Source organism: uncultured Desulfovibrio sp., from assembly GCF_944324525.1.
Lineage (GTDB): Bacteria > Desulfobacterota > Desulfovibrionia > Desulfovibrionales > Desulfovibrionaceae > Desulfovibrio.
Window position 1 is genome coordinate 137,060 of record NZ_CALUWS010000002.1, and the last position, 14,229, is coordinate 151,288.

Genomic DNA, 14,229 nt, shown 5'->3' on the forward strand with positions numbered 1-14,229 from the left:
ACATGCTGCATCTGGAGCATCTTGCCAAGGTCTACGGGGACAGGGTCGTCCTCAAGGACGTCAACGCCGGCTTTGCCGCCGGCAGCATCAGCCTGCTGGCCGGCAACAACGGCGCGGGCAAAAGCACCCTGCTCCGCATCGTGGCCGGTCTTGCGCGGGCCACGTCCGGGACGGTGCGCTTTGCGGAACCGGCCCCGGTGACCGCCTATCTGGGGCATGCCACCTTCCTGTATCCGGGCCTGAGCGCGCTGGAGAACCTCGCGTTCTGGAACGGCGTGCATGAACTGCGGCGCTCCCGTCAGGAGCTGCTCGCCCTGCTGGAACATGTGGGGCTGGCGGCCCATGCCCATGAACGGGCCGGGATCTTCTCGCGCGGCATGGCCCAGCGGCTCAATCTGGCGCGGGTGCTCATGCTGCAAGCGGATCTGCTGCTGCTGGACGAACCCGGCACCGGCCTCGATGCCGCCTCGCTGGCCCTGCTGCGGCAGGAGATACGCAACGCGCGCCGGCGGGGCGCGGCGGTCATCATCGTCAGCCATGACCTGCAGGGGGACGCGCCCCTGGCTGACCGGGTGCTGCGTCTGCACAAGGGCCGCCTTGCGGAAGAAAGCGCCGCCTCTGCCGTCTGTCCTCCCGCCGTCACGGAGGCCGCATGCTGAAACTGGCGCTGCGCGTGGCGCGCAAGGATCTGCTGCTGACCCTGGGACGGGGCAGCGGCCTCGTGCAGGGCCTGTTGCTGGGCCTGCTGCTGCTCTTCGTCTTCAGCCTCTCGCAGGGCGTGGGCGAACGCATGGCTCCGCAGGGCGCGGCGGCGGTCTTCTGGCTGAGCGCGCTTTTCTGTCAGGTGCTCATCTTCAACGGGCTGTACGCGCTGGAAGAAGTCAACGCCGCCCGGCTGGGCCTGCTGCTGAGTCCCGCGCCCGTGCAGGGCGTCTGGCTGGGCAAGGGGCTTGCCGGCCTGCTCCTGCTCCTGCTGGCGCAAGCGGTCTTCCTGCCCGCGGCCGTGGTCTTTCTGGGACAGGAACTGACAGGCCCCCTGCTGCCGGGCCTGCTGATCCTGCTGCTGGTGGATGTGGGCATCTGCGCCCTGGGGTCCCTGCTGGGCGCGCTGGCGCAGGGGGGAGGCTCGCGGGAGTCCCTGCTGAGCATCCTGCTCTTTCCCCTGCTGATCCCGCTGCTGCTGGCGGGCGTCCGGGTGGGGGCGCTCTGCTTCGGACTGGACAGCCCCGATGGCCCCGCCGCCTGGCTGCAGCTGGCAGCGGCCTTTGACGCCGTTTTTCTGGCCGCTGGGCTGCTGCTCTTCGGCTTCATGTACGCAGGAGACGAATAATGACCTCATCCCGCGCCTCTTTTTCCGCCCTGCCGCAGGGCCTTGCCCTGACCGGCGCGCTGGCCTTTGCCGCCTGCCAGTGGCTCATCTACGCCTACGCTCCGGTCGAGGCTCAGCTCGGCCTCATGCAGAAAGTCTTTTACGTCCACCTGCCGCTGGCCTGGTGGGCGCTGCTCAGTTTTTTCGTGGTCTTCCTGGCCTCGGTGGTCGTCCTGCTGCGCGCCAGCGATGCCGCTGACCGTCTGTGCCGGGCCGCCGCGGAAGTGGGCGTGCTGCTGACCACGCTCACCCTGGCCACGGGCATGATCTGGGCGCGGCGTTCCTGGGGCGTCTGGTGGACTTGGGATCCCCGCCTCACCACGGCGCTCATCATGTGGTTCGTCTATGCAGGCTACCTGCTGCTGCGCGGCCTCGATCTGCCGCCCCGCCGCAAAAGCGTCATTTGCGCCGTGGTGGGCATCGTGGCCTTTCTGGACGTGCCGCTGGTCTTTCTGTCCGCGCGGCTCTGGCGCTCCATCCATCCGGCGGTCTTTGCCGCCAAGGGCGGCGGCATGGAGCCGGAAATGAAGCTGACGGCCATCGCCTGCGTGGTCAGCTTCGCCCTGTTCTGGGCCGGTCTGGTCTGGCTGCGCAAACGGCAGCTGGACATGGAGGCGCGCGTCCGCGCGCTGCTGCTGGCGCGGCATGCCGCCGAAGCGGACGAGGCCTGAGCCTGGCGGCGAGTCCCGCCGCTTTCCCCGAACACGCATAACATGCGGGAACCTTCCCGCCGGAGTGGTACATGGATCATACTTACTGGCTGTTGGCGGCCAATGCCGCCGTATGGTGCGGCCTCGGGGCCTATCTTCTTTTCCTCGGACAACGGCAGCGCGGCCTTGCCGCCCGCCTTGCCCAGCTGGAGAGCCTGCGCCATGAAGATTAACGATACCGCCAGCCCCATGCGGGCCGATGCCTCTGCCGCCCTGCCGCAGCGCCTGCTCATGCTGGCTCTGATGGCCGGCTTTCTGGTCATGCTGGGGACGGCCGTCTGGCAGCGCCTCAGTGAACCGGAGCTGGTGCAGAAGGTGGCGCATGTCTCGGCGCAGCATTCGCAGGAGGAGATGTCCGCCGTGGGACGCCTCATGGAGCAGGTCTCCCGTGATCCCACGAACATGGACAGCCTTCTGGCTCTCACCAATGCGCTGATCAAGATGGAGAACTGGGACACCGCCGAGACCTTCGCCCGGCGCGCCATCGAACTGGACGGCAAGGACCCGCGCCCCCTGCATCTGCTGGGGGTCATCCAGCACAATGCCGGCCGGCATGCCGATGCCGCCCGGACGCTGGAAGCCGTCATCGCCCTCAAGGACGACGCCTCGGTACGCTACAGCCTCGGCGTGCTCTACATCTACTATCTCAACGACAAGGAACGGGGCCTGGCCCAGCTGCGGGCCGGTCTTGCCCTCCCCGGCATCAGCGACAGCCTGAAAAAACATCTCGAATCGGAGCTGAAAAAGGGCGAGCAGACGCCTGCCGGAGACGCGGCGAGCGGACAGTAGAGCATTTTCACTTTGAAACGCGTTGCGTTTCAAACCATACGGCCTGGCGTTTCGCGGAAAAAAACCATTTTTTCCGCGCACTTTGGGCCGGGCGGCGCTGTGCTGCCGCTTCACGTTTCACCACCTTTTTCAAAGGTGAAACGCTCCAACAACAAGCCCCCCGGGCGGACGATCGCCGGCGGCCGTGCCATCCGTTTTCACGGACAGCACGGTCGCCTTTTTTCATGCCGCGACCGCCCCGCCGCGCACGCTCCCGCGCGCCCTGAGCGACACACTATTCGTTGTCTGTTTTGGGGGAAGGGGAAGCCCTCCGCCTGCGCGGGAGGTGTCGCTCTGCTGTCGATGCCCGTAAGGCTCCTGCATCGCCTGACGGGCACGGCCCTGCGGGCCTCCATTCGGTCGCTCCCTTCCGCCTATGCCTCCCATCCCTTCCCCAGCGCGCTTTTACCGTGGGAAGAGCCGGAACACAGGGCATGCCCGGCCAAAAGACAGGCGGAGCATGCACAGATTCAAATTACCTATTGAAATTATTTATAAAATTTATATTAACAGGCCCTAGGCCACACGTGCCGCAAAAAATCTTTTCCACAGCTCTTGACCTTCCTCAAAGGGGGATTATCTCTTTTTCAACAAGATTTCCACAGGAGGTCAACATATGAATCTCGTTCGTTTCCAGCCCCGTCAGGGATATACCGCCCCCGCCCGTGAAGACGCCAGCCATCCTTATCAGCCGCTGAGCCGTCTGCATAACGACATCGACCGCCTCTTTCAGGGCTTTTTCGGGGATTTCCCCACACCCTTCGGCGGACTGCGCGACATGTTCAGCTCCCTGCCGGACTTTCTGCCCAGTCTCGATCTGAAGAGCGATGCCTCGACCTACACGCTGAGCCTCGAACTGCCCGGCGTTGCGCCGGAAGAGGTGAAGGTGGAGCTCAATAACGGCATGCTCAGCATTTCCGGCGAAAAGAAGCAGGAAGAAAGCGGCAAGGATGCCAGCCAGCATGTGCAGGAGCGGTGCTACGGTTCCTTCAGCCGCAGCATGAGCCTGCCGGAAGATGCCGATGTGGAACACATCAGCGCCAGCCACAAGGACGGCGTGCTGACCATCCGCATCCCGCGCAAGGCTCCGGAAAAGCCCCAGAGCCGCGCCATCACGGTGACTCGCGGCTAGCCTGGCTCTCTTTCCCCTGAACAGACACGAAGGCGGGCAGGGTTCTCCCTGCCCGCCTTCGTGTCTTAGGCTCAGGACTCATTACTCTTTTGTGAGGGGGAAGAAACCCCTTTTGCTCGCGGCAAAAAGGGGTTTCTTCCCCCTCACACTCCCCCATCTTCCCCAAAACCCGCTACTTGGGTAAAAGTAATTGGAAACAAAAAACCTCAGATTATAAAAATAAGTATTTATTTTACAACAAGTTATAAAAATATCTCAGTCAGAACATATTGCCTGATAATGAGTCCTAACCTTAGAGCATTTCCAGTTTGAAACGCTTTGCGTTTCAAACCTTACGGCCTGGCGTTTCGCGGAAAAAACGCGGTTTTTCCGCTCACTTTTGGGCGGGCGGATCATTCCGCCGCCCTGCGACATGCCGTTTTCAAAGGCAAAACGCTCCATCTCACGCTTCCGCAGCCGACGGCAGCCTGCCGCTCCGCCAGGCGCAGAGTCCCCAGGCAGCCTGCCCCAATGAAAGGCCGCCGTCCCCGGGCGGCAGTTCACGCGGCAGCAGCGGATGCAGTTCCCACGCCCGCAAGGCCCGCACCAGCAGCCGCGCCAGCAGCAGGTTCTGCAGACAGCCCCCGGCCAGCGCCACCGTCCGAAAGCCCGTCATGGCGGCGAGCCGGGCAGCCAGCCGCGCCAGCCCCAAAGCCAGCCGTTCGTGGAAGCGCAGGGCCGCCGTGGCCGCCCCGTACCGGGCGGCGTCGCGCTGCGCCAGCGCAAAAAGGGAGGCCGCATCCAGCTGCCAGGTCGCGCCGTCGTCCAGCGGCGGCCGCAACAAGGCCTCCACCGTATCCTCTCCCGCGTCCAGCGGTCGGGCATCCTGACGGCGGGCAAGGGTCTCCAGCCGGATGGCGGCCTGCCCTTCGTAACTGGTCATCAGACAGATCCCCAGCTCGGCGGATACGGCATCAAAGAGCCGTCCGCAACTGCTGGTCAGGGGACAGTTGACGCCCCGGCGCAGCAGCTCCCGCAGCAACGGAGCCTGCTGCCGGGCGGACCTGCGGGCCGAGGCCGGCAGAGCATCGGCTCCCCACGCGGCGACGGACGGACGCCCGGCCTCATCCCAGCTTGCGGGCAGGCCCTCCTGCCCCAGCAGCTCCCGCAGCGCCAGCGCCAGCCGCCACGGCTCCCGGATGGCGGCCTCCCCGCCGGGCAAGGCAAAGGGCGAAAGTTGGCCCCGCCGCTCCCAGCGCACAGCGCCCAGCTCCATCACCAGCAGCTCCCCGCCCCAGATGCTGCCGTCCGTCCCCAGTCCCGTGCCGTCCAGACAGAGGGCCAGCGCGCCGTCCAGACGGCCGTGCTCGGCCAGCACCGCCGCGGCATGGGCGGCATGATGCTGCAGAGGCAGCAGGGGCAGGCCCTCGGCGCGGGCCCTGTCCCGCGCCCAGCGCGAAGAGTGGAGATCCGGGTGCAGATCGCAGACGAACAGCGCCGGGCGCACTTCCAGCAGACGTTCCAGATGCGCGGAGGCCTCTTCATAAAAATGGGCCGTGGGCAGGTTTTCCAGATCGCCGATGTGCTGGCTCACAAAGGCATCCTTGCCGCGCGTCAGGCAGAAGGTGGCCTTGAGCTGCGCGCCTGCGCCGCAGACCGTGGGGGACTGGGCGTCCGCAAGATCCAGCAGCACGGGACGCGGCACATATCCCCGCGCCCGCCGGTGGAAAAAGGGGGCGGCCCCCTCTGCCCGATCGCCGGGAAAGAGCGCGGTGACGCTGTCGTCCACGCGTACCAGGATATCCCGGTCATGCAGCAGGAAGGCGTCCGCCTCGTGCCGCAGGCGGGCAAGGGCCTCGCGGTTGCCGAGGCAAAGCGGCTCGCCGCGCGGATTGGCGGAAGTCATGACCAGCGCGGGCGGCAAGGGAGCTTCCCGCGCCAGCGCATCGAACAGCGCCACATGCAGCGGGGTATACGGCAGCATGATGCCCAGACTGTCCGTATCCGGGGCCAGCAGCGGAGACAGTCCGCCGCCCCCGGCAACGTCCTCCCGCAACGGACAAAGCACGATGGGCTTTTCCGGCGAGCACAGCAGGGCCTCGTGTTCCGGGGCCAGAGCGCAGCAGGCCCGCGCCGCCTCCAGATCCGGCAGCATGACGGCAAGGGCCTTGTGCGGCCGGTTCTTGCGCTGCCGCAGGCTGGCCACGGCCTCGTCCCGCCGGGCGTCGCAAGCCAGCTGGAAGCCGCCCAGCCCCTTCAGCGCCAGGATGCCGCCCTGCCGCAAGACCGCAACCGCTTCCGCAAGAGCCTGCCCGGGCTGCGCCGCTTCCCGCGCGGGCGGGGCTCCCCTGTCCGCATCCGAGGCCCGCACGAACCAGAGCCGGGGACCGCAGACCGGACAGGCCACCGGCTGAGCATGGAAACGCCTGTTCAACGGGTCGCCGTATTCGGCGGCGCAACGCGGACACAAGGGGAAACAAGCCATGCTGGTGGTGGCGCGGTCATACGGGATGGCGCGCGTGATGGTGTAGCGCGGACCGCAATTGGTGCAGTTGGTGAAGGCATAACCGTAACGGGAATCGCCGGGATCGCGCATCTCCCGCAGACAATCCGGGCAGATGCCCACGTCCGGGCTGATCAGCACGCTGTGGCCGCTCCGCCCCGTGCTCTGCACGATGCGGAAGGCCGTGCCGCGCAAGGCCTCGTCCACAGGCAGCTCCGTGCGTTCCAGCCGGGTCAGCCGGGCCAGCGGCGGCAGTTCGTCATGCAGTCGCCGCAAAAAACGCTCCACAGCGGCGGACGGCCCCTGCAGTTCGATACATACGCCTTCCGACGTATTGCCCACCTGACCGGCCAACGCTTCCTCCACGGCCAGACGGTAGACGAAGGGCCGGAAGCCCACGCCCTGCACCTGGCCGCCCACGAGGCAGCGGCAATGGATCTCGTTGAATTCGACCATGGATCAAGCCTAGCACAAGGAGAGGGGAATGCCCAGCTTCGCCCGTCGGGATGCCGCCTGACGCGACGCAAGGGTTTGAGGGGAAGCGGTTACTCCCCCTCAAGCAGGCAGTGGAATGCGTGAGACTCGGAACGCATTACGCTTTTTGAGGAGGCCCCTTTGCGCTGCCGTCAATGTCCGTAAGGTCCCTGCGCCGCCTAACAGGCACGGCTCTCTGGGCTGCCGTCAATAAGGAGAATCTCTTCCTTTTGGGACGGGGCTCCTCGTATCCCCGCTTCCCCCAAATAAGAACGAACAGCGTCGGCAGGCCCTAACCGCCGATGACATAGCGCGAACGCTTGCCCAGCCCCTTCTTGAGGAGGAAGACAAGCCCCATACACAGCCCTATCTCCACGATGGCCACCAGCAGGGACACCGGCACGAGGCTGCCCCAGAGGTTCAGCAGCGCCGGGAACAGGAAGGGATCGCAAATGTTCTGCACGATGACATGCAGGAAGAAGAGCGGGAAGCTGTAACGGGCCAGCAGATCCAGCAGAGAGCTCGGCGTGTTCAGACGTTCCAGCAGGAGGATGGCGCACATGCCGATGGTGGTTTTCTGGATGAAATAGGCTGTCTCCGTATTGGGGATGAAATCAAGATAGAAGTTGACGAAGACGAGCAGCGTGCTGAAGACGGCGATATGCACGATGCTGCGGATATGCCGCGTGATGAAGTCCATGCACATCTCTCTGTTGCGGGCAAAAAAGATGCCCAGCAGGAAGACAGGCAGGAAATAGCAGTAGTTGCGGAAGAAAAAAAGCAGGCCGCGCGGCACCATGAGCGGCAGGACGGAAAGCGGCACCAGCAGGCGGGCCAGCAGCGCATCATCCATGTAGAAAAACAGCGGGCTGATGACGAACACGGTCAGGATGAACGGGATATACCAGTACGGCGTCAGACTGGCCGAGCCATAAAGCAGGCACGTCAGCACATCTTCCGCCGACGTGAGGGGCATGCCCTCGTTGATGAAGGCCGGGAACGTGCCGCCGAACCAGAAGATGCAGCTTCCGGCAAGCAGCAACAGGCAGGAGATGATGAGGTAAGGCGTCAGCACGTTGCGTATCTTGGCCTTGTACAAGGCGATGACGGAAAAAGGCTTTTTCCGGTTCACATACTCGAAGAGGTAGCCGGAAATGAAGATGAAGTAGATGGTGCTGGAATGGAAGAAGGTATCGCTCAGGGCGGTGATGAGCCGCTTTTCCGCCTCGAACCCCTCAAGGAAAGGGGGCTCGTGCCACAAGTGGGTCAGCATCACGGAAAGGATGGCAAGGGCCCGGAAATAGTGGAAGGTCATATCGTATTTCTTGTCGGTCATGCGGAGGCTTCCTCCTGACGGGGGAACAGGGCTGTCGTGCGGACGCACTCGGGGGGAACAACGTACGAGGGGGGATTTTGGGGCAGGTAGCAGAAAGCGCCGCCCCCGTAAAGCAAAAAACCGCGAGCGCTCCCGGCGGGGACGCGGGCCGCTCCGGCTTGCCTCAGGGAAGCCCCTTCTGCTATGCAGAAAAAAGACTCTCCCGCTGACGGGAGCCGCCATTTGCCTTTTTTCGGGAGGATAAGGAATGTCCGAGAACCGGCAGAAACAACAGCAGGCCGCCCATACCGTGGGCGAGCGGGTGCGCTCCTTTCGGGAGGCGCGCGGCATCGACCGGGAAACGCTGGCGGCCGATGCCAGCCTGAGCGTGGAGTTCGTGGAACGGCTGGAAAACGGCGAAGTCTACCCCGCCATCGGCCCCATGCAGAAGGTGGCCCGCGCTCTGGGCCTGCGCCTGGGGACCTTTCTGGACGATCAGTTCACCCGGGATCCCATCATAAGCAACATCCATGACACCGGTTCGGATCCCTGTCTGCACACGGGCAGCATGCCCCGCCCGAGCTACATCTACCACGCGCTGGGCAAGGGCAAGAACGACCGCAACATGGAACCGTTCTGCATCGAGATCTACCCGGATGCCGAAAACGCCGTCCGCAAGACCAGTTCCCATCAGGGCGAGGAATTCGTCCTCGTGCTGGAAGGTGAGCTGCTCGTGGTCTACGGACGGGAGACCCATATCCTCAAGGCCGGGCAGACCATTTATTACAACTCCATCGTGCCGCACTATGTGGGCCCGGCCAACGACAAGCCGGTGCGCATCCTTGCCGTGACCTACAACCCTTAGCAGCGGAACGAAACCGGCCCATTCCGGGCAGCCTGACGGCAGGACGCTCCCGTCATCATGACGGCGGAACGGCCTGCCGCGCATGCGCAGGCATTGCGGAGGATCAGTTATGGATGAAAAGGTACGCGAACGTCAGGCGCAATTCGTCCTGCGGGAAAAGACGCTGGGCCAGATCCTGGACGAGACCGTGGCGCGCTTCCCGGACAGGGACGCCGTGATCTATGCCGACCGCAACTACCGCAAGACCTGGCGGGAATTTGCCGAAGTGGTGGACAACTTCGCCAAGGGCCTGATGGCGCTGGGCGTGCGCAAAGGGGAAAAGGTCGCCGTCTGGGCCACCAACGTGCCGTACTGGGTGGCGCTGCAGTTCGCCACCGCCAAGATCGGCGCCATCCTGCTGACCGTGAACACCAACTATCGGGAGCACGAGCTGCGCTATCTGCTGCAGCAGTCCGAATGCGAGAACATCTTTCTCATCGACAGCCTGCGCGATCACGATTATGTGGACACCCTCTACAAGATCGCGCCCGAACTGCGGATACAGTCACGGGGCGAACTGCGCTGCCGGGATCTGCCGCATCTGAAGCGGGTCTGCTTCCTCGGAGCGGAAAAATACCGCGGCATGTATTCCGTGCCCGAGATCATGGCCCTGTCCGTCATGGTGGACGACGAGGAATACAAGGCGCGGCAGGCCTCCCTCGATCCCTGGGACGCCATCAACATGCAGTATACATCCGGCACCACGGGCTTTCCCAAGGGGGTCATGCTCACCCATGTGGGCGTGGGCCTCAACGGCTACTGGATCGGCCGCCACCAGCGCTTCACCGAACAGGACCGCGTCTGCCTGCCGGTGCCGCTCTTCCACTGCTTCGGCTGCGTGCTGGGCGTCTCGGCCTGCGTCAATCACGGGGCCTGCATGGTCATCCTGGAGTCCTACAATCCCCTGCAGGTCCTTGCCGCCGTGGACAGCGAGCGCTGCACCGCCCTCTACGGCGTGCCGACCATGTTCCTGGCGGAGCTGGAACACAAACTGTTCAAGCGCTTCGACGTCTCCAGCCTGCGTACGGGCATCATGGCCGGTTCCGTCTGCCCGGAATCGCTCATGCGACGCGTGGTGGACGAGATGAACATGAAGGAGATCACCATCTGTTACGGGCTGACCGAGGGCTCGCCCGTCATGACCCAGTCGGACATCCACGACCCGCTGTCCGTGCGCTGCGAGACCGTGGGCTGCGCCATGCCCGGCATCGAGGTGCGCGTGGCCGACCCGGATACCTGCGAGGAACTGCCGCGCGGCCAGGTGGGCGAGATCATCTGCCGCGGCTACAACGTCATGAAGGGCTACTACAAGATGCCCGAGGAAACGGCAAAGGCCATTTCCCCCGACGGCTGGCTGCACTCCGGCGATCTGGGCGTCATGGACGAAAACGGCTATGTGCGGGTCACCGGCCGCATCAAGGACATGATCATCCGCGGCGGCGAAAACGTCTATCCGCGCGAGGTGGAGGAATTTCTGCTGGAGATGCCGGGCGTGCTGGATGTGCAGGTGGTGGCCGTGCCCAGCCGCAAGTATGGCGAAGAGGTCGGCGCTTTCCTCATCCCCCGGCCGGGCGTGGAACTGGCCCCGGAGGATGTGCGCGCCTTCTGCCGGGGCAAGATCGCCTGGTACAAGGTGCCGCGCTATGTGGCCATCGTGTCCGGCTTCCCGCTCACGGCCAGCGGCAAGATCCAGAAGTACAAGCTGCGGGAGATGGCCGCTGAACGCTGGCCGGAAGCCATGCAGAAGTAGGCCGCGCCCCCTCCCGGCACGCGGCGCGTCCAGGACCGGAATCCCGCAAGAACCACAAAGGAACCCAGATGAAAAAGGCCATGCCCCTGCCCGAACCCTGGTCGGAAACCGAAAGCGCCCCGCACAGCACCGCCCTGCCCGGCGCACGGGATGTGCATCTCTCGCGGGAGACGGCCTCCCCGGCGGCCGCGGCGGATGCCCCCCACACTCCGGCGGATAGCCACGCCAGCCCGACGGATGTCCACGACGCGCCGACGGCTGCGCCGGGATCCGCCGGCCATGAGACGCAGGCCGCAGCCGCGAAACTGGCGGACATCCCCCTGCCCGGCGAAGACTTTACCCTGGAAGAAGAACCGCGCCGCGCCGCAGACCTTGCGGCCCCGGCGGCCGCCTGTCCCGGTCAGGCGCAATGTCCGCTGGCCCGCATCCCCGAGAGCGCCTGGAAGGAACTTTTCCGCCGCCCCTTCCGCCGGCGGCATCCCGTGATTTTCTGGGGCATCGTCCTGCTGGTGCTGGTGGGGGTTGTCTCCGCCCTGCTGCTGGATGAGGACGACCTCGGCGGCGAGCGTATCGCCCTGCTGGAAGTTCGCGGCCCCATCAGCGACGTGCGGCCTCATCTGGAATGGCTGGACAAGGTGGCCGCCAACCCCGACGTCAAGGGCCTGCTGGTGCGGGTGGACTCCCCCGGCGGCAGCGCCGCGGCCTCGCAGGAACTTTACGAGGCCATCGCCGCCCTGGGCAAACGCATGCCCGTGGCCGTCTCCATGGGCGGCACGGCGGCCTCCGGCGGCCTGATGGTCAGCATGGCGGGCAAGCGCATCTTCGCCAATGCCGCCACGGTGACGGGCTCCATCGGCGTGCGCATGGACATCCCCCAGATCCGCCAGCTGCTGGACAAGATCGGCGTGGGACAGGAGACCCTGACCACCGGCCCCTACAAGGATGCCGGTTCCATGCTGCGCCCGCTGACGCGCGAAGAACGGGAATACTTTGAAGGTCTGCTCAAGGACATGCACGACATCTTTGTCGGCATCGTGGCGCAGGCGCGCGACATGCCGCGGGCAAAGGCCGCGGAACTCGCCTCCGGCAAGGTATTCACCGGCCGCGAGGCCCTCCGGCTGGGCCTGGTGGACGAATTGGGCACCGCCAGCGACGCGCGGCGCTGGCTGGCAGAGCAATGTCATGTGCCGGCCACACGCAAACTGCTGCAGCGCCCCCGCGAGGATAAATGGTGGCAGCAGCCCCTGCAGAGCCTCCTGCAATCGCTGCTGCGGCTGGATGCGGCCGCCGCGGGCACGAGCCCGGCCGTCCTGTACCAGATGTAGAAAATCCCGCCCTTCTCCGCTGCATGGCCGGAGCCGCCTTCCTTCTGAAGGCGCTCCGGCTTTTTCGTCACACGCGGGGAGAGCCCAGGTGCGGCGGTCTGCCTCCCGGCCTGTCCCGGTCGTCCGTTAGAGCGTTTCACCTTTGAAAAAGGTGAAACACGAGGCGGCGGCACAGCGCCGCCCGGCCCAAACCAAGCGGAAAAACCGCGTTTTTTTCGCGAAACGACAGGCCGTGTTTGCAACGCAACGCGTTTCAAACGGGAAATGCCCTAGGGCCTGTTAACACAAATTTTACAGATAATTTCAATAGATAAAACAAGTAAACTGTACACGCTCCGCTTGATTTTGGGGACGGGGTCGCCACATTTCCCTGCCTCTTCCCCGGTAAAAGCGCGCTGGGGAAGGGATAGGGGGCTTGGGGGGAAGGATGGCGAGAACGCCTTTTCTCGCTCCGCTGCGAAAAGGCTGGGCCTCCCGCGCCGGCGGCGACCGAAAGGCGGCCCGGAGGGCCGTGTCCGTTAGGCGACGCAGGAGCCTTACGGACATCGACAGCAGAGCGCGACCGAAAGGCGGCCCGGAGGGCCGTGCCTGTTAGGCGACGCAGGAGCCTTACAGGCATCGACAGCAGAGCGCGGGGTTCCCCTTCCCCCCAGCAGGCGGCAAATAGTGTTAACAGGCCCTAGTTCGTCCGGGGCCGGGCAAAGGCCAGCAGGGCCACGCCGAGGACCAGCAGACCGATGCCGCAGCAGTCGGCTGTGGAAACATCCTCGCCAAGCAGGAAGATGCCCCAGCAGGCGGCGGCAAGAGGTTCGGCAAGGGCCAGCGTAGCCGCTGTCGCCGCCGGGGTGCGCGCCAGCCCGGCCGTGGTCAGGCTGAAGGCCAGCGCCGCGGTGACCACCCCCAGATAGAGGGCCGTGCCCGCACCGGCTGCACTGGCCAGCCAGCCTATGGGAAAAAGCAGCAGCATGGGCAGCAGCAGCGTGCCGCTCAGGCCGCACAGCATGAGCATGACGCTGTCCGGCGTGAAGCGGACGCCCAGCGGCTTGCTGAAGACGAAATAGCAGGCATAGCCCGCACCGGCCGCCAGCGGCAGGACCAGCCGCTGCCAGTCCGCCGATGTCCCCTCGCCCAGATTAAGACAGACGAGCCCCGCCAGCGCCAGCGCCGTGGAGGGATACCAGAGCAGCGCCGGACGTTCGCCCAGCACGGCCCAGGCCAGCAGCGCGGCCACCAACGGCGAGAAGCCGATGGCCACCACCGTGCCCACGGCCACGCCCGCGAGCTGCACCCCTTTGAAAAAACAGATTTGGAAGGCCACCAGTCCCAGCGCGGCAGGGAGCACCCAGCGCAAGGGCCATTCCCCCAGCCGCGGCAGCCTGCCCCGGCAGGCGCACCAGGCAAACAGGGCCAGCGCCGCGACCTGCATGCGCAAGGCCCCGATGACGTACGGCGTCGCCCCTTCGGGAGCAAAGGCCTGCGCCGTGCCTGAGGTACTGAAACAAAGCGCCCCCAGCAGCACCAGCACCGCGCCGCTGGAGCCCGCTTTTTGCTGCTCAGGGGGAGAACCATTGCCGGGGGAAGGAGACGGTGATCTGTTCACAGGTTTTCTCCGTCAAAAGAAAATACGCGGGGAACAAGGCTCACTCGGGAACAGGACGAGGCCTCCGCCGACGGCAAACACGCCCGCCCCGGCGGCCGCCCCGTCATCCCTGCCTGAGCATGCCTGTTTTCCCGCATGCAGGCAATGAGAATTTTTGCACAAGCAAAACCTTCCGCCCGTCAGCCCGCCCGCAGGGCGTGCGCAATGCGCTGCACTCCTTCACGCCCCCTTTTTGTAAAAAAATGCGGAAAAAAATTTTTTCCCTCTAGATAGTGCCGTCAAATTAAAAACATGTTATAATCTCTTCACTTACAATGAGGAGAGACCGTATGGCGGCACA

The 14,229-nt window shown here is 64.9% G+C and carries 12 protein-coding genes; 9 read left to right on the plus strand and 3 right to left on the minus strand.

What is annotated here, in order from left to right:
• Positions 1 to 2: 2 nt before the first annotated feature.
• From ccmA to Q0K12_RS01430, 6 genes are all read left to right on the plus strand, one after another.
• Positions 3 to 659, plus strand: a complete 657-nt coding sequence (gene ccmA / locus Q0K12_RS01405) for a heme ABC exporter ATP-binding protein CcmA (protein ID WP_297259726.1) — start codon at positions 3 to 5, stop codon at positions 657 to 659.
• Complete coding sequence (locus Q0K12_RS01410; protein ID WP_297259728.1) at positions 653 to 1,330, plus strand: heme exporter protein CcmB; 678 nt, start codon at positions 653 to 655, stop codon at positions 1,328 to 1,330. The genes ccmA and Q0K12_RS01410 overlap by 7 nt, the downstream gene beginning before the upstream one ends.
• On the plus strand, positions 1,330 to 2,040 hold the full coding sequence (gene ccsA, locus Q0K12_RS01415; protein ID WP_297259730.1) for a cytochrome c biogenesis protein CcsA: 711 nt from the start codon (positions 1,330 to 1,332) through the stop codon (positions 2,038 to 2,040). The genes Q0K12_RS01410 and ccsA overlap by 1 nt, the downstream gene beginning before the upstream one ends.
• A gap of 71 nt (positions 2,041 to 2,111) precedes the next feature.
• Positions 2,112 to 2,252, plus strand: a complete 141-nt coding sequence (locus Q0K12_RS01420) for a CcmD family protein (protein ID WP_297259732.1) — start codon at positions 2,112 to 2,114, stop codon at positions 2,250 to 2,252.
• Entirely contained in the window at positions 2,242 to 2,868 is a 627-nt protein-coding gene (locus Q0K12_RS01425) for a hypothetical protein (RefSeq protein ID WP_297259734.1), read from the plus strand. Before Q0K12_RS01420 ends, Q0K12_RS01425 begins: the two co-directional genes overlap by 11 nt.
• 655 nt (positions 2,869 to 3,523) lie before the next feature.
• Complete coding sequence (locus tag Q0K12_RS01430; protein WP_297259736.1) at positions 3,524 to 4,039, plus strand: Hsp20/alpha crystallin family protein; 516 nt, start codon at positions 3,524 to 3,526, stop codon at positions 4,037 to 4,039.
• A gap of 442 nt (positions 4,040 to 4,481) precedes the next feature.
• Here the strand turns inward: Q0K12_RS01430 and hypF are convergent, their stop codons facing one another.
• Positions 4,482 to 6,977: a carbamoyltransferase HypF gene (gene hypF / locus Q0K12_RS01435; protein WP_297259738.1), complete on the minus strand. Its 2,496-nt coding sequence runs from the start codon at positions 6,975 to 6,977 to the stop codon at positions 4,482 to 4,484.
• A gap of 310 nt (positions 6,978 to 7,287) precedes the next feature.
• The gene (locus tag Q0K12_RS01440) at positions 7,288 to 8,331 is read right to left on the minus strand and encodes an acyltransferase (protein ID WP_297259740.1); all 1,044 of its coding nucleotides are present in this window, start codon (positions 8,329 to 8,331) and stop codon (positions 7,288 to 7,290) included.
• A 247-nt stretch (positions 8,332 to 8,578) separates the two neighbouring features.
• Between Q0K12_RS01440 and Q0K12_RS01445 the strand changes: the two genes are divergently transcribed.
• From Q0K12_RS01445 to sppA, 3 genes are all read left to right on the plus strand, one after another.
• Positions 8,579 to 9,175: a cupin domain-containing protein gene (locus Q0K12_RS01445; protein ID WP_297259742.1), complete on the plus strand. Its 597-nt coding sequence runs from the start codon at positions 8,579 to 8,581 to the stop codon at positions 9,173 to 9,175.
• Positions 9,176 to 9,284: 109 nt separating this feature from the next.
• On the plus strand, positions 9,285 to 10,964 hold the full coding sequence (locus Q0K12_RS01450) for an AMP-binding protein (RefSeq protein ID WP_297259744.1): 1,680 nt from the start codon (positions 9,285 to 9,287) through the stop codon (positions 10,962 to 10,964).
• Between the two features lie 68 nt (positions 10,965 to 11,032).
• The gene (gene sppA, locus Q0K12_RS01455; protein ID WP_297259745.1) at positions 11,033 to 12,289 is read left to right on the plus strand and encodes a signal peptide peptidase SppA; all 1,257 of its coding nucleotides are present in this window, start codon (positions 11,033 to 11,035) and stop codon (positions 12,287 to 12,289) included.
• A 679-nt stretch (positions 12,290 to 12,968) separates the two neighbouring features.
• On the opposite strand, the gene Q0K12_RS01460 is transcribed toward sppA, so the two are convergent.
• Entirely contained in the window at positions 12,969 to 13,889 is a 921-nt protein-coding gene (locus Q0K12_RS01460; RefSeq protein ID WP_297259747.1) for an EamA family transporter, read from the minus strand.
• Positions 13,890 to 14,229 lie beyond the last annotated feature (340 nt).

What these genes read in the sequence shown, in the direction of transcription:
- ccmA (WP_297259726.1), top strand. Translation starts at nt 3, where the DNA reads ATGCTGCATCTGGAGCATCTTGCCAAGGTCTACGGGGACAGGGTCGTC.
- Q0K12_RS01410 (WP_297259728.1), top strand. Translation starts at nt 653, where the DNA reads ATGCTGAAACTGGCGCTGCGCGTGGCGCGCAAGGATCTGCTGCTGACC.
- ccsA (WP_297259730.1), top strand. Translation starts at nt 1,330, where the DNA reads ATGACCTCATCCCGCGCCTCTTTTTCCGCCCTGCCGCAGGGCCTTGCC.
- Q0K12_RS01420 (WP_297259732.1), top strand. Translation starts at nt 2,112, where the DNA reads ATGGATCATACTTACTGGCTGTTGGCGGCCAATGCCGCCGTATGGTGC.
- Q0K12_RS01425 (WP_297259734.1), top strand. Translation starts at nt 2,242, where the DNA reads ATGAAGATTAACGATACCGCCAGCCCCATGCGGGCCGATGCCTCTGCC.
- Q0K12_RS01430 (WP_297259736.1), top strand. Translation starts at nt 3,524, where the DNA reads ATGAATCTCGTTCGTTTCCAGCCCCGTCAGGGATATACCGCCCCCGCC.
- hypF (WP_297259738.1), bottom strand. Translation starts at nt 6,977, where the DNA reads ATGGTCGAATTCAACGAGATCCATTGCCGCTGCCTCGTGGGCGGCCAG.
- Q0K12_RS01440 (WP_297259740.1), bottom strand. Translation starts at nt 8,331, where the DNA reads ATGACCGACAAGAAATACGATATGACCTTCCACTATTTCCGGGCCCTT.
- Q0K12_RS01445 (WP_297259742.1), top strand. Translation starts at nt 8,579, where the DNA reads ATGTCCGAGAACCGGCAGAAACAACAGCAGGCCGCCCATACCGTGGGC.
- Q0K12_RS01450 (WP_297259744.1), top strand. Translation starts at nt 9,285, where the DNA reads ATGGATGAAAAGGTACGCGAACGTCAGGCGCAATTCGTCCTGCGGGAA.
- sppA (WP_297259745.1), top strand. Translation starts at nt 11,033, where the DNA reads ATGAAAAAGGCCATGCCCCTGCCCGAACCCTGGTCGGAAACCGAAAGC.